Origin of the sequence: Clostridium saudiense (assembly GCF_000577815.1) — a bacterium.
In the GTDB taxonomy this organism is placed as follows: Bacteria; Bacillota; Clostridia; order Clostridiales; family Clostridiaceae; genus Clostridium; species Clostridium saudiense.
Window position 1 is genome coordinate 43,779 of sequence record NZ_CBYM010000009.1, and the last position, 24,495, is coordinate 68,273.

The 24,495-nt window shown below is 28.3% G+C and carries 24 protein-coding genes; all 24 read right to left on the reverse strand.

The window, feature by feature from the left end; translation table 11 throughout:
• Positions 1-230 precede the first annotated feature (230 nt).
• A complete protein-coding gene (locus TY07_RS06505; protein WP_042396980.1) occupies positions 231-1,223 on the reverse strand; it encodes an NAD(P)H-dependent glycerol-3-phosphate dehydrogenase in 993 nt (330 codons plus the stop codon).
• 2 nt (positions 1,224-1,225) lie between these two features.
• Entirely contained in the window at positions 1,226-2,545 is a 1,320-nt protein-coding gene (gene der, locus TY07_RS06510) for a ribosome biogenesis GTPase Der (protein ID WP_042396983.1), read from the reverse strand.
• Positions 2,545-3,882 (reverse strand): radical SAM protein, encoded by a 1,338-nt coding sequence (locus TY07_RS06515; protein WP_042396986.1) that lies wholly within the window; start codon positions 3,880-3,882, stop codon positions 2,545-2,547. Before TY07_RS06515 ends, der begins: the two co-directional genes overlap by 1 nt.
• A 109-nt stretch (positions 3,883-3,991) precedes the next feature.
• Positions 3,992-4,648 (reverse strand): phosphate signaling complex protein PhoU, encoded by a 657-nt coding sequence (gene phoU / locus TY07_RS06520; RefSeq protein ID WP_042396988.1) that lies wholly within the window; start codon positions 4,646-4,648, stop codon positions 3,992-3,994.
• Positions 4,649-4,744: 96 nt separating this feature from the next.
• Complete coding sequence (pstB, locus tag TY07_RS06525) at positions 4,745-5,509, reverse strand: phosphate ABC transporter ATP-binding protein PstB (RefSeq protein WP_042396990.1); 765 nt, start codon at positions 5,507-5,509, stop codon at positions 4,745-4,747.
• A 96-nt stretch (positions 5,510-5,605) separates the two neighbouring features.
• Entirely contained in the window at positions 5,606-6,430 is an 825-nt protein-coding gene (gene pstA / locus TY07_RS06530; RefSeq protein ID WP_042396991.1) for a phosphate ABC transporter permease PstA, read from the reverse strand.
• Between the two features lie 2 nt (positions 6,431-6,432).
• A complete protein-coding gene (gene pstC, locus TY07_RS06535) occupies positions 6,433-7,326 on the reverse strand; it encodes a phosphate ABC transporter permease subunit PstC (RefSeq protein ID WP_042396993.1) in 894 nt (297 codons plus the stop codon).
• Positions 7,327-7,416: 90 nt separating this feature from the next.
• A complete protein-coding gene (locus TY07_RS06540; protein ID WP_042396995.1) occupies positions 7,417-8,265 on the reverse strand; it encodes a phosphate ABC transporter substrate-binding protein in 849 nt (282 codons plus the stop codon).
• 243 nt (positions 8,266-8,508) lie between these two features.
• Entirely contained in the window at positions 8,509-10,188 is a 1,680-nt protein-coding gene (locus TY07_RS06545) for a HAMP domain-containing sensor histidine kinase (RefSeq protein ID WP_042396998.1), read from the reverse strand.
• 3 nt (positions 10,189-10,191) lie between these two features.
• Entirely contained in the window at positions 10,192-10,890 is a 699-nt protein-coding gene (locus TY07_RS06550; RefSeq protein ID WP_042397002.1) for a winged helix-turn-helix domain-containing protein, read from the reverse strand.
• A gap of 19 nt (positions 10,891-10,909) precedes the next feature.
• A complete protein-coding gene (pgeF, locus tag TY07_RS06555; protein WP_042397004.1) occupies positions 10,910-11,650 on the reverse strand; it encodes a peptidoglycan editing factor PgeF in 741 nt (246 codons plus the stop codon).
• Between the two features lie 237 nt (positions 11,651-11,887).
• Positions 11,888-12,346, reverse strand: a complete 459-nt coding sequence (gene nrdR / locus TY07_RS06560) for a transcriptional regulator NrdR (protein ID WP_042397164.1) — start codon at positions 12,344-12,346, stop codon at positions 11,888-11,890.
• A gap of 60 nt (positions 12,347-12,406) precedes the next feature.
• On the reverse strand, positions 12,407-12,688 hold the full coding sequence (locus tag TY07_RS06565; protein WP_042397008.1) for a YlmC/YmxH family sporulation protein: 282 nt from the start codon (positions 12,686-12,688) through the stop codon (positions 12,407-12,409).
• Between the two features lie 191 nt (positions 12,689-12,879).
• Positions 12,880-13,653, reverse strand: a complete 774-nt coding sequence (gene sigG, locus TY07_RS06570) for an RNA polymerase sporulation sigma factor SigG (protein WP_042397011.1) — start codon at positions 13,651-13,653, stop codon at positions 12,880-12,882.
• Between the two features lie 82 nt (positions 13,654-13,735).
• Entirely contained in the window at positions 13,736-14,443 is a 708-nt protein-coding gene (gene sigE, locus TY07_RS06575; protein WP_042397015.1) for an RNA polymerase sporulation sigma factor SigE, read from the reverse strand.
• Positions 14,444-14,452: 9 nt separating this feature from the next.
• Complete coding sequence (locus TY07_RS06580; RefSeq protein WP_042397018.1) at positions 14,453-15,253, reverse strand: sigma-E processing peptidase SpoIIGA; 801 nt, start codon at positions 15,251-15,253, stop codon at positions 14,453-14,455.
• 255 nt (positions 15,254-15,508) lie between these two features.
• Positions 15,509-16,630, reverse strand: a complete 1,122-nt coding sequence (gene ftsZ / locus TY07_RS06585; RefSeq protein WP_042397021.1) for a cell division protein FtsZ — start codon at positions 16,628-16,630, stop codon at positions 15,509-15,511.
• 550 nt (positions 16,631-17,180) lie between these two features.
• Positions 17,181-18,236 (reverse strand): type IV pilus twitching motility protein PilT, encoded by a 1,056-nt coding sequence (locus TY07_RS06590; protein WP_042397024.1) that lies wholly within the window; start codon positions 18,234-18,236, stop codon positions 17,181-17,183.
• Positions 18,237-18,351: 115 nt separating this feature from the next.
• Entirely contained in the window at positions 18,352-19,047 is a 696-nt protein-coding gene (gene sigK, locus TY07_RS06595) for an RNA polymerase sporulation sigma factor SigK (protein ID WP_042397027.1), read from the reverse strand.
• A gap of 89 nt (positions 19,048-19,136) precedes the next feature.
• Positions 19,137-20,765, reverse strand: a complete 1,629-nt coding sequence (locus tag TY07_RS06600; RefSeq protein WP_042397029.1) for a peptidoglycan D,D-transpeptidase FtsI family protein — start codon at positions 20,763-20,765, stop codon at positions 19,137-19,139.
• 44 nt (positions 20,766-20,809) lie between these two features.
• Positions 20,810-21,427, reverse strand: coding sequence for a uridine kinase (gene udk, locus TY07_RS06605; protein WP_042397032.1), 618 nt, complete (start codon positions 21,425-21,427; stop codon positions 20,810-20,812).
• A gap of 15 nt (positions 21,428-21,442) precedes the next feature.
• On the reverse strand, positions 21,443-22,687 hold the full coding sequence (locus TY07_RS06610) for a peptidase U32 family protein (RefSeq protein ID WP_042397036.1): 1,245 nt from the start codon (positions 22,685-22,687) through the stop codon (positions 21,443-21,445).
• Positions 22,688-22,691: 4 nt separating this feature from the next.
• Positions 22,692-23,336 carry an O-methyltransferase gene (locus TY07_RS06615; RefSeq protein WP_042397038.1) on the reverse strand — a complete coding sequence of 215 codons (645 nt, stop codon included), beginning with the start codon at positions 23,334-23,336 and terminating at the stop codon, positions 22,692-22,694.
• Between the two features lie 18 nt (positions 23,337-23,354).
• Complete coding sequence (gene mltG, locus TY07_RS06620) at positions 23,355-24,404, reverse strand: endolytic transglycosylase MltG (RefSeq protein WP_052330631.1); 1,050 nt, start codon at positions 24,402-24,404, stop codon at positions 23,355-23,357.
• Positions 24,405-24,495 lie beyond the last annotated feature (91 nt).

Genomic DNA, 24,495 nt, shown 5'->3' on the forward strand with positions numbered 1-24,495 from the left:
CTATATATATATTCCATAGTCAAAAAAAGTATACTACTTTTTTAATTTTAATAAATTAATGAAAATTCATAAACTTCAAATGCATTTGTTTTTTCTTTATCTTTTTCATTATCTATATAGTTAAAAATATGTAGTTGGAAAAGTAAATATGATATTTTTACATAATAAATAAAAAATAAATTTTACTCTAAAAAAAGAAGCTACAAATTAACTTGTAGCTTCTTTAATAATTAATAATTTTCTGCTTTTTTATCTCTTTGTAGTAATTCACTTACCATTTCTTTAGCATCCTTACCTTCAAAAAGAACTTTATATAAAGCATCTGTTATAGGCATTTCAACATCTAACTTTTCTTTTAAATCATAAAATGCATGACATGCCTTAATACCTTCAACAATCATTCCAACTTCTTCAACAGCTTCTTCTCTTGTCTTACCTGTTCCTATTAAATATCCTGCCCTTCTATTTCTAGAATGTATACTAGTACAAGTTACAATTAAATCACCCATTCCAGTAAGTCCTAAGAATGTCTCTACTCTTCCGCCAAGCTTAGTTCCTATTCTAACTATCTCAGCCATCCCTCTAGTCATAAGAGCTGCCTTTGTATTATCTCCATATCCTAATCCATCACAAACTCCAGCTGCTAATGCTATAATATTCTTTACAGCTCCTCCAATTTCAACACCAACTAAATCATCATTAGTATATACCCTAAATGTTTTAGTCATAAATAAATCTTGAACTTCTTCAGCAACCTTCATATTTTTAGAAGATGTAAGTACTGTTGTTGGAATATCAAAAGAAACTTCTTCAGCATGACTTGGTCCTGATAAAACAACTACAGGATTATTAAGTTCTTCTTCAATAACCTCAACTAATGTTTTATTACTTCCCTCTTCTATTCCTTTTGCAATACAAATAACCGGTACATCTTCTTTTATTAATCCTTTAATACTTCTTGATGCACTTCTAATTACATGAGATGGAACTGCTAATACAACATAATTTGTATCTTGTATTGCTTCCTCTAAATTATTATAAGCTGTAACATTTTTAGGTACATCTAATCCTTTAATGAACTTATCATTTCGTCTATTAACATTGATATCCTCAACAACACTACTATCTCTATCATATACTGATACAATATTTCCTTTGTTTGCTAATAAGATAGCTAAAGAAATTCCGAAACTTCCTCCGCCTAAAAAAGTCACCTTACTCATAATTAATTATCCTTTCTCTCCCTATATTCTATTTGTATTCCAGTACCACTGAAATCAAAATTATCTCTTAATTGATTTTCTAAGTATCTTTCATAAGAGAAGTGTCTGCAGCTAGAATCATTAACAAAGAATACAAACTTTGGTGGTTTTGTTGCTACTTGAGTTGCATAGTATATTTTTAATCTCTTTAATGCAACTACTGGTGGTTCTTTCATTAATATTGCTTTACTTATAACATCATTTAATACACCAGTACCAACTCTCTTATCATAATTATCATAACATTCTCTAGCAACTTCTAAAACTTTATGTGCTCTTTGGCCAGTTAATGCTGATATAAATAAGAACTTAGCATATTTTATAAATTTAAGCTTGCTTTGTAAGTCTTTTTTATAGTTATCCATAGTCTTATCGTCTTTTTCAATAAGATCCCATTTGTTTACTATAACCATTATAGCCTTATTTAATTCATGTGCAAAGCCTACTATCTTTTCATCTTGCTCAGTAACACCTTCTGTAGCATCTATCATTAAAATACATACATCAGCTCTTTCAACAGCGGCAAGTGTTCTAATTACAGAATATCTTTCGATTTCTTCTTTAACTTTGCTCTTTCTTCTAAGACCAGCAGTATCAATTAATGTAAATTTACCAAATTCACATTCAATCTTACTATCGATAGCATCTCTTGTAGTACCTGCTATATCAGATACTATTAATCTATCTTCTCCTAATAATCTGTTTATTAAAGATGATTTTCCTACATTAGGTTTACCTATCATAGCAATCTTTATGTCATCTTCTTCTTCTTCTTTTGCAGCAATTGAATCAAAATGCTCAACTACCATATCAAGCATATCTCCAAGTCCTTTTCCTTGTCCTGCAGATACAGCTACTGGATCTCCAATACCTAAATTGTAGAATTCCCAAGCATTTTCTTCATCTTTTAAGTTATCAATTTTATTAACAACTAAAACTACTGGCTTCTTAGACTTTCTTAGCATTGTTGCAACTTCATTATCAGCAGCAGTCATTCCTTCTTTACCATCAACTACAAACATTATTACGTCCGCAGTTTCTATAGCAATATTTGCTTGTCTTCTCATTTGTTTAACTATTATATCTTGGTTTTCTGGTTCTATACCACCAGTATCAATCATTGTGAAAGTATGATTAAGCCATTCAGCCTCTGCATATACTCTATCTCTTGTTACACCTGGTGTATCTTGAACTATTGAAATTCTTTTTCCTGCTAATTTATTGAATAATGTAGACTTACCTACATTAGGTCTTCCAACTATAGCAACTATTGGTTTTGCCATTATTTTATTTCCTCCTGACACGCATCGTTTATTATGCTTACTATATCTTCTCCTGTATGATCACATACAAGAACCTTAACCCCTAACTCTCTTTCTATATCTTCTACTCTTGTATCATCTAGCATGATATATTCAGCTGGGCCTAATTCATATCCTTTTCTAAACATGTTGTTTGGCATGATTAAGTACTCACTATTAATTTTTCCTTTTAATTGCCCAATAATATCAGTTCCAGTAAGAAGTCCTGCAACAGTTATTGTTTCACCAAAGAAATTATTAATAATTTTATATGTATCTATCTTAATATTAGGGTTAACGTCCATTAACTTTTTCATTCCACTTTTTACTTCTTCATAAGCAAGTTTACCTGTTGGTACTGAAAAAGTTCCTTTTATATTTTTATTTAAATCTTGAGCAGTATAATTTATGGCTTCTCTGAAACATCTAATCATTCCAATTCCATCTTCTATTTGCTCATATCCGTTATAAAAATCTTCTTCAGGCACATCTATGCCTGCAACTAAATAAAACTCATCAGAAAATCTTACAAATGGATCATTTATTTCTTCCATAAATCTTTTTTGGAATTCCATAATCATTTCTAATTCTTTTCTTGAAGTTTCTTCGTTAAATGTTTTTACTTTAACTAATCCTTCTCTATACTTCGTAACTCCTATAGGTACTACTGCAACATTGGCAACTGAAGGATATAGTTCATATAATTCAGTAATAGTCCTCTTAAGTTCTTCACCATTATTTACTTCTGGTATAAGAACTATTTGACAATGCATTTCAATTCCAGCCTCTGCTAGTCTTTTTATTCTATCATAAACAGATCCTGCAAATCTATTCCCAAGCATTTTTACTCTTAGTTCTGGATTTGTTGTATGCACTGAAATATTTATAGGGCTTATTCTATATTTAATAATTCTATCTATATCTTCCTCTTTCATATTAGTTAAAGTAACAAAGTTACCTTGAAGGAAAGAAAGACGCGAATCATCATCTTTAAAATATAAGCTTTCTCTCATACCTTTAGGATTTTGATCTATAAAGCAAAACATACATTTATTACTGCATCTTTTTGCCTTATCCATAATACCGCCACCAAATTCTAGACCTAATTCTTCGCCATAGTCTTTTTCTATTTCGTAATCCCAGATCTCTCCATTTGGTTTTTGTATTTCTAAAACTATTTCTTCATCGTTCGTTAAAAACCTGTAGTCTATAATATCAACTATCTTTTCTCCATTTACTGATAATAAAATATCATTTTCCTCAATGCCGACTTCTTCAGCAATACTATCAGGCATTACACTTGTTATTACATTTTTCATAATGTCCACTCCTATAATTACCTACCATCTCTATGATATATTAACCTAATATTTTTATTTTTGTCAACTAACAAAAAAAGAATATAGGTTTCCCCCATATTCTTTATTATTACTCATTTAAGTCTACATAATCACCTTTTGACGAAAAAATTATCCATTCACAAATATTTGTAACATGGTCTCCAACTCTCTCTAGGTACTTAGATGCAAATAACATTTGTGCTCCTTTATTTATGATTGATTCATCTTTTGCCATCTTCTTTAGCATATCATTGAATAATCCACGATATAAAATATCAACTTCATCATCCATTTTGCAAATTTCATAAGCAGCTTCTACATCATTTGCAACAAATGCTTCTATTGATTTTTTAATCATTTTTCTTAAAATATCAACCATTTGCCAAATTGGTTCGCATTCTTCACCTAGTACATCAAGTTCTACTCTTTGAGCTATTTTACAAATATCAACTGCATAATCAGCCATTCTTTCTAAATCTGTAACTATCTTTGAAGTAGTAAATATCTTTCTTAAATCAGTTGCTACAGGAGATTCCATAGCCATAAGCTTTAAGCATTGCTCTTCAATTTTTCTATTTAATTCATCAACCTTATCATCATTATCCATTACTTGCTTTGCAAGGACCATATCTTTATTTTTAAAAGCTTCTATACTATTATATATTTGCTTTTCTACTAAACTTCCCATTTCAGCAAGCTCAGACTTTAGAAGTTTCATTCTTTTATCTAAAAGATTTCTTGTCATTATCTCACTCCCTACTCACTTAATTGCATTGAAATCATATTTATATTTAAATTTTAATATATACTTAGCAATACTTAACTTTATCCAATTTAAATTTTATCCGAATCTTCCTGTGATATAATCCTCTGTTCTCTTATCCTTTGGTCTGTAGAATATATCTTCTGTCTTACCATATTCAATTACTTCACCTGATAAGAAAAATGCAGTTTTATCAGCAATTCTTCCTGCTTGTTGCATATTATGAGTAACAATTACTACAGTATATTGTTTTTTTAATTGATCCATAAGTTCTTCCATTTTATTAGTTGAAATAGGATCTAATGCTGATGTAGGCTCATCCATTAATATTATTTCTGGTGAAACCGCTATAGTCCTAGCAATACATAATCTTTGTTGTTGCCCACCAGAAAGGCCTAAAGCAGATTTTTTTAATCTATCTTTAACTTCATCAAAAAGAGCTGCACCTCTTAAACTTGTTTCTACTATTTCATCTAATTTCTTTTTATCTTTAATTCCATGGATTCTTGGACCATAAGCTATATTATCATAAATAGACATAGGAAATGGATTTGGCTTTTGGAATACCATACCAACCTTTTTTCTTAAATCTATTTCATCATATTCCTTATATATATCTTTTCCATCAATTAATATTTGACCGTTAATCTTTACACCTTCAATTAAATCATTCATTCTATTTAAAGTTCTTAAAAATGTTGATTTACCACATCCTGAAGGACCTATTAATGCTGTAACCTTTTTCGATTCTATATCTAAATTTATATTTTTTAATGCTTTATTATCACCATAAAACAGTTCTAAATTTTTAACCTGAATCTCAGGCTTAATTATATTTGACATATTTACACCTCAAAATCTTATGATTTTCTTTCATTAAAATAGTTTCATATCATAATTAAAAACTATTCATTACTTCACTATACTTAAAATTAAATATTAATAATTTGCTTTATTAAATTTCTTGCTAACAAACTTAGCTAAAAGATTTAAAATAAAAATCATTACAATTAAAACTATTCCAGCAGCAGCTGCTGATGCAATATCACCTTTTTCCTTAGTTTCAAGGAATGCATGAACTGTTAAAGTTCTACCACTTGACATTATACTTGTAGGTATTTTATAAACTGTACCTGCTGTTAAGAAAAGTGCTGCTGATTCTCCAATTACACGCCCCATTGATAGTATTACCCCTGAAAGAATACCTGGGATTGCACTTGGAAGTATAACTTTGTATAAAGTTTGAAATCTTGTTGCTCCAAGTCCAAGTGATGCTTCCCTATATGATGGAGGAACTACCTTTAAAGCTTCTTCTGTTGTACGAATAATTACTGGTAAAATTATTATTGCAAGAGTTAAAGATCCTGCTATAAGCGAATACCCAAACTTTAATGTTGTTACAAAAAATGCTGCACCAAATAATCCATATACGATTGACGGTATACCTGCAAGAGCTTCAGTTGAATATCTAATTATTCTAACTAATCTTCCTTGCTTAGCATATTCTTGTAAATAAACTGCTGCTAATACACCTATTGGTGTAGCAATAACTAATGATAATCCAATAGTATATAAAGTTGAAATTATAAATGGTTTAATTCCACCACCACCTGATGGTTTATATTCACCAAATAAATAATTAAAGTTTATAAGTTTATATCCTTTTAAAAATATAAATCCTATTATAAATACTAAAATCCCAACAGTTATTAATGCTGATAAATATAATAATATCTTTAAGATATTTTCTTTAAATTTTCTCATTTTTACTTACCTTCCTTATTAGAAAGTTTAGAAATAACTAAATTTAATATTAATATGAATGCAAATAATACAACACCTGTAGCAAATAATAACTCTTGGTGTGATTGAGTTGCATATCCCATTTCTAAAGCTATATTACTTGTAAGAGGTCTAACCTTATCAAAAATAGATGTAGGTATTTGAACTGAATTTCCTCCAACTAATATAATAGCCATTGTTTCCCCAATTGCTCTACCGCAACCTAAAACTATTGCTGCAAGTATACCTGACTTTGCTGCAGGTACAACAACTTTGAATGTTGTTTCTATATGTGAAGCTCCAAGCGCAAGAGATCCTTCTTTATAACTTTTTGGAACAGCCTTTATTGCAGTAGTAGAAACTGAAATTATTGTTGGAAGCATCATAACTGCTAAAACTATAATTACTGCTAATAAACTTTGTCCTTGTGGTAAATTAAAGGTATTCTGTATCCATGGAACAATTACTGCCAAACCAAATAATCCGTATAATACAGATGGAATTCCAGCTAAAAGTTCAACTGCCGGAATAATAATTTTTGATACACCTTTTGGTGCTACTTCTGAAATAAATATTGCTGTTAACAAGCCTATTGGCACTCCTATTATTAAAGCCCCTATCGTACCATAAATAGATGCAATTATCATTGGTAATATACCATACTTTTGATTTTCTGATGTTGGATACCATTCAGTACCAAAAATAAATTGAATAAATGATTTACCTTCTGCAAAAAATGGTCTTAATCCTTTATAAAATACAAATCCTATTATTAAAACTAAACTTACAACCGCTATAAGTGCACATATTAAAAATATTGCTCTTGTAACTTTATCTACGATGTATTTACTTTTATTTTTTTTATTTTCCTCTACCATTTTAGTCCTCCTAATGGTAATAACACACTAATATTGATTCATGTTGTAAAAACACCTCTTCATGAGAGGCATTTTTACAATATATTTTTGTTATTCTATAGTTATTAATTTGTTATCTTTTACTATTTGTTGACCTTCTGAACTTAATACAAAGTCAATTAATTTTTGTCCTTCGTCAGTTAAAGTATCTTTTGAAGTTACTAATAAGAACGGTCTAGAAATTTTATAATCTCCAGCTTTAACATTTTCAGCTGTTGGCTCAACATCATTAACACTTAAAGCTGAAACTGTATCATCAATATATTCAAAAGAAGCAAATCCAATTGCATTTTTATTTCCAGCTACTGTAGTTTTAACAGCTCCGCTACCATCTGAGATTGATGCATCTTTTGTTAATTCTTCTGATTCATATCCAACAATTTCTTGGAATGCATCTCTAGTTCCTGAACCTTCTTCTCTTGAAACAACTACGATTGGTGCATCTTCTCCCCCTAAGTCTTTCCAATTTGTTATTTCACCAGTATATATCTTTTTAACATCTTCTAAAGATATGTTTTTAACAGTATTATTTGGATTTACTAATAAAGCAATTCCATCATATGCTATAGTAGTTCCCTCTACTGAACCTTTTTCTTCATCCTTTAATTCTCTTGAAGACATTCCAATTTCTGAAACTCCTCCAATAACATCTTTAATTCCTGCTCCAGAACCATTTTGTTGTATTTCTAATGTAACATTACTATTTTCTTCTTCATAAATTTCTTGAACTTTTTCCATTAATGGACCTACTGAAGTTGAACCTGAAATTGAAATAGTTACTGCTCCAGAACCAGCTTTATCTCCTTCTGCTGATTCATTAGATCCACATCCTACAAATGTAGCTCCAACCATAGTAACTAATAATGCCCCTACCATTAATTTCAATTTTTTACTTCTCATTTTTATTCCTCCACTTTCATAAATGAATTTTTTATTCATATACCTTACACAAATAATATTATTCCTCTAAAGTTAAACTAATATTACTAAAATGTTAAATAGGGTTAGAGAAATGTTAAGAGAATGTTAAACTGGTATATTTTTGTCTTATTCTGTAATAATAAAAAAATAAAGATAAGCAGGAAATATAAAAATATTTCACTACATTATCTTTATTTGCATTTTTATTATTTTTTATAATAATTATTTTTTAATTTTAACAGTAAATGTACTTCCTACTCCAAGTTCTGATTCTACACTTATATCTCCATTAAACAATTTTACAATATGCTTAACTATAGCTAATCCAAGCCCAGTTCCCCTTGTAGACCTAGATTTATCCACTCTATAAAATCTTTCAAATATTCTTGGAATATCATTTTTAGGAATTCCTATACCATTATCACTGACCTTAAATATAAAATATTCACCCTCTAAAGTTAAATTAATTTTAACAATTGCCCCATCATTAGAATATTTTATTGAATTTTCAATTAAGTTAAGTGCTAACTGATGAAATTTATCTTTACTACCTATGATTTTATTATTAAATTCATCTTTATACTCAATAGATATATTTTTCTTTAAGGCTTGACTTTTTACTATTTCTAAAACATTTTCAACCACTTCTCCTGGTTTAAAACATTCATGATCCATTTTATGAAGATTTTCTATGTTAGATAACACTAAAATATCATTTATTAAATTAGTTAATCTTTCCGATTCCTTATCAATAATATCTAAAAACTTATTTTTAGTTTCATTATCCTCTACATATCTTAACGTTTCTGAAAATCCCTTTATTGAAGTTAATGGAGTTTTTAATTCATGTGAAACATTTGCTACAAATTCACTTCTCATGTTTTCTAATCTTTTAATATCAGTAATATCAAGTACAGAAATTACAACTCCCATTGTATTTTTTGAACCACTAATAATTGGCGCCTTTTTAACCCTTAACTCTCTTTCCACTGGATGAAATAATTTAATTTCTCTTGCACCTATTTCAGGCATTTCTCTAATAAAGTTTATTAAATCATAATCTATAATACAATCTGATAAATTTTTTCCTATAATATCTTCCTTTAGAGCAAATAACTTTTTAGAATATGGATTTATCAAAATTATTTTTTCATTATTATCAATAGCAATTACGCCACTTTCCATACTTTCTAAAATAGCTTCAAGTTTATTTTGTTTATCTAAAGAATCCTTTATTTTTATTTCAAGCTGATCTGCCATATTGTTAAAAGTTTGTGCTAAAAACCCAATTTCATCATAATTATAAACAATTGCTCTTTTATTTAAATTTCCATTTGCTATTTTCGTTGTAACTTTTTCAAGTTCTTTAATAGGGTATACTATTATTCTTACAAGTTTTATTGCAAATATTAAAGATAATATAAACACAGCAATTACTATTGCAATATAATACTTTAAAGCTCCTGATGTAAATACCTTAATTGCACTTATTGACACTGAACTTCTTAGTACCGTATTGTCATCAATTTTAGTTGCATAATAAACAAGATTAGTTCCTAAACTCTCACTATATCTCACACTACTGCCAGTCCCATTTTCAAAAGCATCTATAATTTCTTGCCTATTATTATGATTATCAAGGCCACTAACTTCATTATCAAACGTTACATCACCATCTTTATTTATAACAGTAAAACGCACTAAATTTCCTTTAAATTTATATAAAGATAAATCTACCTCACTAAAAGTTTCTTCCTTTGCTAAAATCGAATTATATAGTGCTAGAGTTTCTTTTGCATCATTTATTGTACTAATATTAACTAATGCTATAAACGAGCTAGTTACAATTATTAAAGCAAAAATTACAGTAATAATTACTGATGTTATAATTCTTTTTTTCATGTTTTAACAATTGGGATTAAATCTATATCCCACTCCTCTTATAGTTTCGATTAGCTTAGGATTTTTATCATCCTCTTCAACTTTTTTTCTTAAATATCTTATATGAACATCTACTGTTCTCGTTTCTCCTATGTATTCATATCCCCATATCTTATCAAGTAAGGTATCTCTAGTTAGTATTTTTCCTTTATTCCTAATTAAAATTTCAAGAAGTTCAAATTCTTTAAGTGTTAAATCAAGTTTTTTATCTTTAACATGTATTTCTCTTTTTTCAAAATCAGCTTTTAGATTTCCAAATACCAAAACACTACTTTCTGGTTCAACCACTGAAAATCTTCTTAACACAGCTTTTACCCTTGCAAGCAATTCTCTTACAGAAAATGGTTTAGTGATATAATCATCTGCACCTAATTCTAATCCTAATATTTTATCAAGTTCCTCACTTTTAGCAGTAAGCATTATTATTGGAATATTTCTTATTTCACTATTACTTCTAACTTCCCTGCAAACATCATATCCATCTTTACCAGGAATCATTAAATCTAATAAAATTAACTTTGGCTTTTCTTCAATTGCTAGCCTTACTGCATCAATTCCATTATTAGCTTTAATTACTTTATATCCATTATTAGTTAAATTAAAGCTTATAAGTTCTAAAATATGTTCTTCATCATCTACCACTAATATTTTTTCATTTGCCATTTTCTATCACCCCAAAATTTTATTTAATATAAATAAATGAAAATAACCTTCCGTAAGTACCATTACTAGCTCTATAAGAAAATAATTTACTTTCTTTTTCACAATGTGTACAAAGTTTTAATGAATATATATTTTCATCTTTTAATCCAATAGTTTTTAAATCACTTTCTATACAAAGCTCCATGCTTAAATTTCTTCCATTAAAAAGATTTTCTTCAGGAATCATATTAAATTTTTCAATAAATTTTTCTTTTAGTTCTTCAGATACTTCATAGCAGCATTGTCTTATATGTGGTCCAATATATGCTCTTATATCTTCAACATTTGAACCATATTCTTTAATCATTTTTTCTACAGCCTTCTTGCTTATGTCATTAAAGGTTCCCTTCCAACCACTATGAACAGCCCCAACTACACACTTTACTTCATCCACTAATAGTACTGGTACACAATCAGCTGTAAATGCACCAACTATAACAGACTTTTCATTTGTTATTATTCCATCGCCTTCATTTTCAATAAATTCTTCGTCATTACCTTTATAAACAAAAACCTTGTCACTATGTATTTGTCTAATATACTGCACTTCATTAACATTAAAGTCTTCCTTTAATGATAAAAGGTTATTTATTCCCTCTTCAGTATGTCTGTTAAAGCTTCTATTCATTTCTGCATTAGAAAATACTAAATTAATCTTTTCACCTTCTAAAACCCAAAAATCTTTAAAAACCTTAAAATCATTAACATTTAAATAATTCATAATCCACCTCTATATTTCTATATGTGTATTTTAACATTTTAGATATCCATTTACCAATTAATCTATATAACTTTTAACATGATTTTAACTTTGAAATAACATTCTATGATTTATATTTTTAAATATATAATCATTATTGTATATTAAATCCTTATCTAATCTTAAATAACAAGGTAATTTGCCTTGATTGATTGATTTATTATATCTATAAAAAAGACTACCCATAGGTAGCCCATTTTATTTATTATTTGTTCTTAATACATTTATCTCTTCAATAAATGTAGTTATATCCTTAAATTCCCTATATACAGATGCAAATCTTACATATGAAACCTCATCAAGATTTTTTAACCTATCCATTACCATTTCACCAATTACACTTGATTCAACTTCAGTTAACATATTATTAGAAATATTCTTTTCAATATCTTCTGCTAATTCTTCAATTTGCTTTCTAGATATAGGTCTCTTTTGACATGCAATAATAAGTCCATTTACTATTTTTTCTCTATTAAAGTTTTCTCTTGTAGAATCTCTTTTAACAACTAAAATCGGAATATCTTCAATTTTTTCATAAGTTGTGTATCTTCTGCCACAACTACTACATTCCCTTCTTCTTCTTATTGTTGTGTTATCATCAGTTGATCTAGAATCTACAACTTTACTTTCATCATAAAAACAAAAAGGACACTTCAAACAAATCACGCCTTTCCCTTATAGTTATATTTGTATTATACATTTTTTTTGTAATTAATACTATATTTTATTTTCATCTTGATTGATTTCTATACCTGTTGCATCTACAATTATTACGTCAACTCCCACTTTAACTATTTTTTCCCATGGTATCTCTATATCATCCTCTTTAGAAAACCAACCTTTATTATTGTTAGAAGGTAAAAATATTGATACTATTTTATTAGTTTCTAAATCTACTTTAAAATCTCTAATATAACCAAGCTTACTTCCTGTTGATATATCAACTACCTCCATACTTCTTATAGCATTTACAGAATATAAAATTAAGTCACTCTCCATAATTATCTCCTCCACCTTAAATATGTATTTTCTTTTACCATATTTATATATATGATGTGACCTTTCATTTTATTAAATTATTTATACTTTGTTTATACCTTAAGAAGTATTTAAAATATCAATACTTGTCCACCCCTCATAATCTTAGATTATATCATCTTTTTAGCAAAAAAAATAGGACTCAAAGAGTCCTATACATACTTCCTCATATGCTTTAATGCTGTTTTTTCTAATCTTGAAACTTGCGCTTGTGAAATTCCAATCTCATCTGCAACTTCCATTTGTGTTCTTCCATTAAAAAATCTTAATGTTAAAATTAATTTTTCTCTGTCATTTAATTTTTTCATAGCTTCTTTGATTGAAATATTCTCTAGCCAACTATCATCGCTATTCTTAGAATCACTAATTTGATCCATTACATAAATGGCATCTCCTCCATCATGATATATTGGCTCAAATAATGAAACTGGATCTTGAATTGCATCTAAAGCAAAAACAACCTCTTCTCTAGGTATATTTAATTCTTTTGCTATTTGGGACACTGTTGGCTCCTTATTATTATCCTTTATCAATTTATCTCTTACTAATAAAGCTTTATAAGCTACATCCCTTAAAGATCTACTTACCCTAATAGAATTATTATCTCTCAAATACCTTCTTATTTCTCCTATTATCATCGGTACAGCATATGTAGAAAATTTTACATTTTGAGATAAATCAAAATTGTCTATTGATTTCATTAATCCAATGCAGCCAACTTGAAATAAATCATCTACATTTTCTCCTCTATTATTAAATCTTTGAATAACACTTAGAACTAATCTTAAATTACCCTTAATAAAAGTTTCTCTTGCTTGTGTATCTCCGTTTCTCATCTTTAATAGGAGTTCTCTTTTTTCCTTTTCCTTTAGTACTGGTAATTTGGAAGTATTTACCCCACAAATTTCAACTTTGTTGATAATCAAAGTCAATCACTCCTTCAGAAGTAATAACATACTGCATTTAAAATTATTTCCGTTAGAGGATTGTTTTATACTAAAGACAACCTTAAATCATTTTATTTATTTCTTTCTTTAATCTATTTATTATTTTCTTTTCTAATCTTGAAATATAAGATTGAGATATACCAAGCATATCTGCCACTTCTTTTTGAGTCTTTTCCGTATTGCCTGAAAGACCAAATCTTAACTTCACAATTTCTTTTTCTCTTTCATTTAAATTTTTTAATGCTAAAAATAATAATTGCTTGTCAACTTCGTCTTCAATTAAATTGTATACTGTATCATTTTCAGTACCTAATATATCTGATAGCAATAATTCATTTCCATCCCAATCTATATTTAAAGGCTCATAAAATGATACTTCTGCCTTAACTTTTGTATTTCTTCTTAAATACATTAAAATTTCGTTTTCAATACATCTTGATGCATAGGTTGCTAATTTGATTTTCTTTTCAGGATTAAATGTATTAACTGCCTTTATAAGACCTATTGTTCCAACAGAAATTAAGTCCTCTACTCCAACTCCTGTATTTTCAAATTTTCTTGCAATATAAACTACTAATCTTAAGTTTCTTTCTATAAGAGTATTTCTTACTTCCTCATCACCACTTGCTAATTTTCCAACTAACTGTTCTTCTTCATCCTTTTTTAGTGGTGGTGGAAGTGCATCATTTCCACCTATATAATCTACTCTTTTTCTGAAAATATTAAATTTAGATAAAAACTTATTTAATAATAAAATTAATTTTCCCATATATCCTCCTTATACTATACCCCTTGATAACAAAGCTTGGAACTCATCTTCTTTGCTCAACTTTCTCTCACATCCGCATACTATTGCATCAACCCTTGTCCAGCTATTACTATCTTCATTTTTTATCATTATATTCCCTTTAAAACCTTTAACTTCTCCAACTTCGTTTATAGTATCATATTTAATAATAAATTTTTTATCATCTGGAATATCAAATTGATTAAAATAGTTATTCTCAACAATAACACATGGTAAATTTGTTACCGGCTCTCTTAATTCATTTCCTGTATCTAAAAATCCTTTTACTAGTACTGTTCTTGTTCCTTCGGTAATATATATATCATATAAGAAATTTTTAACTAAGGCTCTATCTTTAAGTAAATCAATAATTCTATTTATAAAAATAAATACAATCGCCACAGATAACACTATATATTTTATTGAATTGTTTTCAACTACAAACGCCTGTCCAATCATATATGTGTTTTGCATTTGTAAAGCTCCAAAGCATATTCCTCCTAGCATAAAAGCTAACATAAAAAAGACCAATATCGATTTTAATACATATTTAAATTTTTTACTTTCTAAAGAAATATATATCATAATTGCAGGTATCAATAATTTAAATGCTATGGAATTTAATAAATTTACATTACAAAAAATAACTAACCCGTATAAGCCTCCTAAAACCGCTGCAATGCATATATTCTTCTTATTAAAACTAAACCTTAATAATTTGAAAGTAAGTAATAGCAAGAATAAATTGATTACTACATTTTCAAATATATAAATATCAATATATACTTCCATATTTCTATCACCTCAATATATAAATTATAGCCTTATCTCTAAATTTTTTTTGTCATTTTAACGGAGGTAAATTTATTTTTTAAACACAGTTTTTTTACATATTTTTCCCAATTATTCTTATATATAATATTAAATCTTTTATTTCATTTTTAATCACTTTTATAATATAATTATACCCTTAATTAAAAACAAAAAAATAAATAGAAATTGTAATTATTACAATTTCTATTTATTTTATATTATAATTATTAAATTTTACTTTCTTGATCTTAAGAAGCTTGGTATATTAACGCTTTCTCTATCTAAATCTAATAATGGATCATTATGAGTTGCCTTAATAGGTTCTTCTTCTTTCTTAATAGTTTCTGCTACAGGCTTTGGGTCAATTTTTGCTTCAGGTGCTGAAGTAGTTACTTTACCATTATCTTCTTCAAATCCTGTTGCAATAACTGTTAATCTTATTTCATCATTTAAAGTTTCATCTATAACTGCACCAAAGATGATATTAGCATCTATATCAGCTGCTTCTCTTACTATTTCTGCAGCTTCATAAACTTCAATTGCTCCTAAGTCAACTCCACCAGTAAAGTTTATTATAACTCCAGTAGCTCCATCTATTGAAGTTTCTAATAAAGGAGATGAAATTGCTTGTCTAACAGCATCTTGTGCTTTATTATCGCCTTTTCCATAGCCAACACCCATGTGTGCTAACCCTTTATCCTTCATTACTGTTTCAATATCAGCAAAGTCGGCATTAACTACCCCTGGTATAGTAATAAGGTCAGAAATAGCTTGTACCCCTTGTCTTAACACACCATCTGCTAATTTAAATGAATCTAATAATGTTGTTTTCTTATCTGCCATAGCAAGAAGTTTTTCATTTGGTATTATAACTAATGTATCAACATGTTGCTTTAAATTTTCTAATCCCATTTCAGCATGTCTCATTCTTCTCTTTCCTTCAAATGGGAAAGGTTTAGTAACAACACCAACAGTTAAAATATTCATAGATTTTGCAATTTCTGCAACTACTGGAGCAGCACCTGTACCAGTTCCTCCGCCCATACCAGCAGTAATGAATACCATGTTAGCACCTTTTATTGCTTCTGCTATTTCTTCTCTACTTTCTTCTGCAGCTTTTTTCCCGATTTCAGGATTTGCTCCAGCTCCAAGACCTTTTGTAAGTTTTTCACCTATTTGAATCTTTGTATTAGCTTGTGAAAGCAATAATGCTTGTTTATCAGTATTAACAACTATAAACTCAACATTTCTTAACCCCTCAATGATCATTCTATTAACGGCGTTACCACCGCCACCACCGCATCCAATTACCTTTATATTAGTTAATTCCTGCATATCTAACTCGAAATCTAACAAAATAACTCCTCCTTAAAACTCTCTCTATTAGTAATTAAAATACTTTCATAATATTACTTTATTAGTTCTTCTTAATTAGCTTAATTATAGTATTAAACATAAATTATTCCGTACTCTAATTTTACATCATTACATATATGTTAACAATAGTAAAATGCTAACTATTGAAGAAAATTGTAATGATTTTTTTAGATTTCATAAAAAAATGATCAAAAAATGTTGCTTTTATCCTATAATGTACTATAATTTACTTCTATATCTTTATTCTATATAATAATAATTGCTAATTTTAAAATACTATATTTTAATTCATCATATAATATATTCAACAAAACTTTAAAAATTCCTCTAACTTTTAACATTTTTTTATTTTTATTGAAAATATATATTCACATTTATTCTTATAAGCTACTTTCATTCACTAAATTATAATTGGATTTTATTTATGAAAACTCTAAAATCCCCTTCATTTTAATAAATTTAATTTATTAAACTTAAAGTTTGAATTTACTTATAACAAAAGGACGTAATTTCTTACGCCCTTAAATTTTTATAAAATCATTAATCTTTTTAAAGTTTCTCTATCTACTGCATATGTCATTGCTGTGTCCATTGATATAACACCCTTTTTATATAACTCAGCTATAGCCATATCCATAGTTTTCATACCATATTTATTACCTGTTTGAACAGCTGATTCAATTTGATGTGTTTTACCTTCTCTAATTAAGTTTTGTATTCCTGGAGTACTCACCATTACTTCTAAAGCTGCAACACGACCATTGCCTTCAATATTAGGTAATAGTTGTTGAGATACAACTGCTTGTAATACTGATGATAATTGTATCTTAACTTGTTGTTGTTGATGTGGTGGGAATACATCTATTATTCTATCTATAGTTTTTGCTGCTCCAATTGTGTGTAATGTAGAAAATACTAAATGTCCAGTTTCAGCAGCTGTAATTGCAATTGATATAGTTTCTAAATCTCTCATTTCTCCAACTAAAATCACATCTGGATCTTCTCTTAATATAGCTTTTAATGCATTTCCGTAACTCTTACTATCCTTACCAATTTCTCTTTGATTAACGATGCAGTTATTATGCTTGTGTAAGTATTCTATAGGATCTTCTAAAGTTATTATATGTGCTTGTCTTGTATTATTTATTTCATTGATCATAGCTGCTAATGTTGTACTTTTACCACTACCTGTAGGTCCTGTAACTAAAACAAGCCCTCTTTTTTTAGTTACAATATCTTTAAGAACTGCTGGATGCTTTAATTCATCTAATGTTGGTATTTTTAGTGCAATAACTCTTATTGCTATAGCATCACTATTTCTTTGTTTAAAAACATTTACTCTAAATCTTCCGATTCCTTGTGCAGAATAAGATGTATCAAACTCTCCAATACTTAAATATTCCTCATATTTTTCTTGCAATATTTCTTTAGAAAACTCTTCAACATCATTTGGTAATAATTTCTTATCTCCTAAGTGGATAAGTTTTCCATTGCATCTTATAGTTGGTGGCAACCCAACAGTTAAATGTAAATCTGATGCCTTCATTTCTATCGTTTTTCTTAAAAGTTCTTGTAATACATACATATTATTTTCTCCCTAATCTAATCTCTAATCGTATATCATATTTTTATCTCTATTTATAGTTTAGTAAAATAATCCAAAAATCACAACTAACATTGTAAACTTTTTACCTTTTTTGTCATTTTGTTGTAAGTTCTTTCTTTAATTTCTTTAAAGCTTTCTTTTCTATCCGCGAAACATAAGATCTTGATATCCCAAGTAGACTTGCTATTTCTCTTTGAGTTTTGCATTTACCATCTACCAATCCATATCTCATCCTTATAATTTCTCCTTCCCTTTCACTTAGCGCTGTATTAATTTTAGAATAAAGAGCTTTTATTTGTATATTGGTTTCAACTTTATCAACCACAGAATCTTTATCACTACTTAAAACATCAATTAAACTTATTTCATTACCTTCTTTATCAACGCCTATCGGATCATGTAAAAATGTTTCTCCTTTTTGTTTTTTACTACTTCTAAAGAGCATTAAAATTTCATTTTCAATGCATCTAGATGCATATGTAGCTAATCTTGTTCCCTTTGATGCATCAAATGAATCAATTGCTTTAATTAACCCTACTGTACCGATTGATATAAGTTCATCTATATCTTTATTCGGTATTTGATACTTTTTCACAATATGTGCAACCAACCTAAGGTTTCTTTCTATCAATACTCCTTTAGCCTTCTTATCACCTGATTTTAATAGTTCAAGATATTTTTCTTCTTCTTTTTCATCCAAAGGCTGTGGAAAAGTGTTGTTACCTGAAATATATCCTGTAAGGAAAAAATTCGTACAGAACAACTCCAAAATATTACTAAAAAATATCACTAAGCTTCCTCCTAGTAGTGCTTATTATATAATATGATATTTTCTAAAAATATTGCTTGAAGATTGCAAATTAATTTTATTCCCAAATTTTATTCACTTATTAATGCTTTTATTATTTCTCTATATATTGGTGCTGCTGTATTTCCTCCAGCAAGTTCTGTTCCATTTTCATCTACACCATTTATATTTGGAGCAACAATTACTAATGTATATAATTTATTGTCAAGTTCAAAATAACCAGCAAACCAACCGTGAGTTGTTGCACCACCTTCACCTGTAGCTGTACCTGTCTTACCACCTTGTATTATACCATCTACCTTAGCTGCAGTACCAGTACCATTTGTTATAACATTACTCATACTATTTTTAACTAATTTTGATGTTGTTGATGTAAATATCCTATTTTCTTCATTTTGAATATTTTCTATAACATTATTATCATCATCTACAATTGCTTCGATAAGTGATGGCTTAATATAAATACCATCATTAACTATAGCATTAACAGCACCAGCAATTTGAAGTGGAGTTACAGTTACACATTGCCCAATAGCAAAATTGCTTACTCCATCAGTTAGCTTTGGCATTACCCCTACTGCCTCTTCTCTATTTTCACCTGCTAAACCTAGTACTTTGTTATATAATCCTAAATTAGTTGTATACTTTAACAAATTTTCATATCCTATTAATTGACCTAATTTTGCAAATATATCATTACAAGATACCTCAAATGCTTTATTAACTGTTAAAGTTCCATGAGCATAAGACTTTCCTGAATTCGTGCAAATATTTCCATTACAAGTAAAAGTATCAGTTACATTTACCAACCCTTCATTTAATGCAATAGCCTCAGTTAAAATTTTAAATATAGATCCTGGTTCAAATCCTAATTGACCTATTCCTAAATTTACATTAGCTTCTGATTCATCTTTTTGAACCATTGCTCTTATTTTACCCGTATTTGCTTCTAATAAAACAACACCAACATTATCTAAATTACTAAATGAATCATCTTTTAAAACATCTCTAATTTTATCTGACATTGAACTATCTATTGTAAGTCTTATATTCTTATTATTTACACCTGAATTTGTTTCATTAGTTCTATAAATAGATTTATCATCTAAATAAAACCCAGTAGTTGGTCTCTTATTATCTTGTATTATACTAACAACTTCACTTTCAAAAGATCCTTCTTCAACATTATCTTTATCAATTGATGCTATAATATTCTCAACTCTCCAACTTTCTTTTAAATCTAATTCATCATAAACATAAGTATATATTCCCTTTATATCATTAAGTTTATTTATTTTATCGTATGTTTCTTTAGTGATATTATAATAAATTTTTCCACTTTGTTGCATAATATCAGAAAAATTAAAAGATTCATCTTCAGATTTCATAATAAAATTCAAAGCTAATAAATCTTGTAATGTTTCTTCATAATTGTTTAACTTAAAAGGCTTTGTATCAAGAACCATTACATATTTATTTTTATAATTTATTAAACTTTCTCCATTAGTATCAAAAATCTTATAATTCTTATCACTAGTATATTCAACTTGATGATTTTCAAGTTCTCCTTGAACTGTACTAGTTGGCTTTATCATTAGAAAAAATAATCTTATAGTTAAAGCAATAAAAATGCTAAAAAATACTATCCCCACTGCAAGTGATTTTTTATTATTAATTTTAAAACCATACAAAAAAAACACCTCCTTAGCTAAATTCTAGCCTAAGAAAAGGTGTTTTATTCAAGTTACTTTAATATATCTCTGATTTTTGCCATTAATAAATCTATAGCAACATAATTATGTCCACCTTCAGGAATAATTATATCTGCATATTTTTTTGAAGGCTCAGTAAATTGTAAGTGCATTGGTCTTACAATATTAAGATATTGATCTACAACTGATTCAACAGTTCTTCCTCTTTCGTTAATATCTCTTACAAGTCTTCTTAGAATTCTAATATCAGCATCTGTATCAACATAAACTTTAATATCTAAAAGTTCTCTTATTCTTGGATCTTCAAGAATTAATATACCTTCAACTAAAATTATATCTCTTGCTTCAACTGTTGTAGTTTCTTTTGCTCTATTATGTACAGTAAAGTCGTAACTTGGTTTTTCTATAGACTCTCCATTTATTAAAGCTTTTAAATGCTCTACTAATAAATCATTATCAAAAGCCATAGGATGATCATAATTTGTTTTAACTCTTTCTTCCATTGATAAATGGCTTTGATCCTTATAATACATATCTTGTTGTATCATTGCAATACAATCATTTGAAAAATTAGAATATAACGCATCAGCAATTGTACTTTTACCAGAGCCTGTTCCTCCAGTAATTCCTATTAATATTGGTTTAGACATTACTGCATTTCCTCCTTAGTTGTTGTTTATGTTAATAACGTTATTTGCTTTTACTAGCATATCATTTACCTTTAAAGGAACATCAACCTTTACAGTAAACATCATATGTGCTCTATTAGCAACATCAGTTTTCTTATCTTTATCTAAATCATACATATCTTCTAGTTTAATTTTAAAGTATGGAACTTCTGGTCTTAAAACTTCAACTTCTTCACCTTCGAATACTCTATTCTTTTGAAGAACTGTTGCTGTCTTTGTTTCCGGATCATATGATTTAACCATACCAACTATTTCGTAATCTCTAACATAGCCAGCGTCATCATAGTTTTGCTCACCATTAATACCTAAGTAGAATCCTGTATGATATGGTCTATGACTTACTTTTCTAAGCATATCCATCCATTCATCTTTAAACTTATAGTTGCTTGGATTTTCCCAGTAACTATCTAACGCTTCTCTATATGCTTTTACTACAGAAGCAACATAGAATTCACTCTTCATTCTTCCTTCAATCTTGAAAGAATAAATACCACTCTTAACAAGTTCAGGAATATAATGAATCATACATAAATCTTTTGAGTTCATTATATATGTTCCATTATCGTCTTCTATTACAGGATAATATTCACCTGGTCTAGTTTCTTCAACTAAGTGATATTTATATCTGCATACATTACCGCATATTCCCTTATTAGCATCTCTTTTAATCATATAATTTGATATTAAACATCTTCCAGAGTAAGCTACACACATTGAACCATGAATAAACGCTTCAATATCGCATCCTTTTGGAATATTTTCAGTTATTTCATTTATTTCTTTAAAAGTTAATTCTCTAGCTAATACTATTCTCTTAACTCCTAAATCATACCAGAATTTAGTTGCCATCCAGTTAACAGTATTTGCTTGTGTACTTAAATGTATTTCTAATTCTGGTGCTACTTCTTTACATATAGCAATTAATGATGGGTCTGCAACTATAACTGCATCTACACCTATATCATAAAGACCTTTTATGTATTCTCCTGCTGAAGGCAAATCATGATTTCTAGCAAAAACATTTAATGTTACATAAATTTTCTTACCTCTATCGTGACAATATTTAATACCTTCAATCATTTCTTCATTTGAAAAATTATTTGAAAATGCTCTAAGATTTAATTTGCCTCCACCAATATATACTGCGTCTGCTCCAAAATCTATAGCTATTTTTAGCTTTTCTAAATTACCAGCTGGAGCTAATATTTCAGGTTTTCTCATTTATTTACCTCCTTCTAGTTATAGCAATTCCATCTCCCATTGGAATTACAGAAGTAATTAAGTCCTTATCTTGTGATACTAAATCTAAGTAAGTTCTCATTCTCTTAACTATTGTAATTTTCCTTCTTTTAACTAAATCATCACTTGCAACCATTCCTCTAAATAACACATTATCAGCAATTATTATTCCATCATCTTTTAATAATCTTAAACAATGTGGTAAAAAGTGATTATAGTGACCTTTTCCTGCATCCATGAAAATTAAATCATAAGGTTCTTCTAATCTTTCTAATACTTCAAGACAATCTCCTGCCTCTATAGTAATATTATTTTCTAAACCATATGCTTTTATATTTTCTTTTGCATATTTTATCATTTCTTCGCTTCTCTCTATGGTAGTTATATGAGGATTACATCCTGCTGCTTCATACATTATAATTGCAGAATATCCAATAGCAGTACCAAGCTCTAAAATTCTAAGTGGCTTTTTCATGCTTACCATGAACTCTAAAAACTTTATTGTTTCTTTTTGAGCTATAGGCACTCCATTTTCCTTAGCAAAGTCTTCTAACTCTTTTAGTTTTCCTTCACTTTCAGGAATTAATCCTCTAATATATTCTTCCATATAGTCGTAGGTAACTCCACTCATACTAAACCTCCGTATATGTTAATATCCTAATTCTTCTTTTTTCTTTAAGAAATCATCATAATTATTTGTAAAATAATGTTCATCATCAGATGCTAGCAGATAAAATAAATAATCTGTACTTGCAGGATTTAATGCTGCTTTAAGTGATTCTACACCTGGATTACATATTGGGCCTACAGGTAAACCTTTGTATAAATATGTATTGTACTTTGATTCAATTGCTAAATGTCTATTTCTGACACTTTCAATATAATATCCATGTGCATAAATTACAGTTGCATCAATTTGAAGTGGCATATTTTGCTTTAATCTATTATAAATAACAGATGCAATTAATGGTCTATCTTCATCAACTCTTGCTTCTTTTTCTATAATAGATGCAACATTAACTACTTTTTCAACTTCCTCTTCAGTGATAGTATCACTAGCAGTAATTTCTTTAAATACTTCTTCAAATCTCTTTATCATTGTTTCAATTATGTACTGTGGTTCAACGCCAATCTCAAAGCTATATGTATCTGGAAATAAAAATCCCTCTAAATTATATCTTTTATCTGGATTATCCTTTACGTATGATGGCAATGGATAACTCTTTACTGCATTTAAAAATTCATCTGAAGTACATACTTCCTGCTCTTGTAGTCTTGTAGCAATATCTTCAATATTGAAACCTTCTGGAATAGTAACAGTTATTGCATTTGCGTTACTTGCATCCTTTAAAGTTTCTGCAATTTCTTTTACTGACATTCCCTTTTCTAATGTATGACTACCAGGAACAACTTCTAAATTTAGCCCAGTTAATTTTGCATATATTTTTATAATCAATGGACTTTTTATTTTATTTTCACTTTTTAATTTTGAGACAATACTATAAAAGCTATCTCCCTCTTCAACTAAAACTACTTCTTCATTAGAAATTTTAAGTGGTTTATTTATTGTAGATGTAAATTTAAAAATTCCTAAAAATAAAATAATAATCAATATCAAACCAATAATTATGTTAGAATTTCTTTTTCTCTTTTTTCTTCTTCTTTTTAATTTGTTGGTATTTTTAACTCTTTTCTTCATAAATACCCCCTGTATTTAAAAGTGAATAGCCAAAACACTTAGCTATTCACTATTATAATACTTTTCTATCAAATTTTAAACAATTTACATA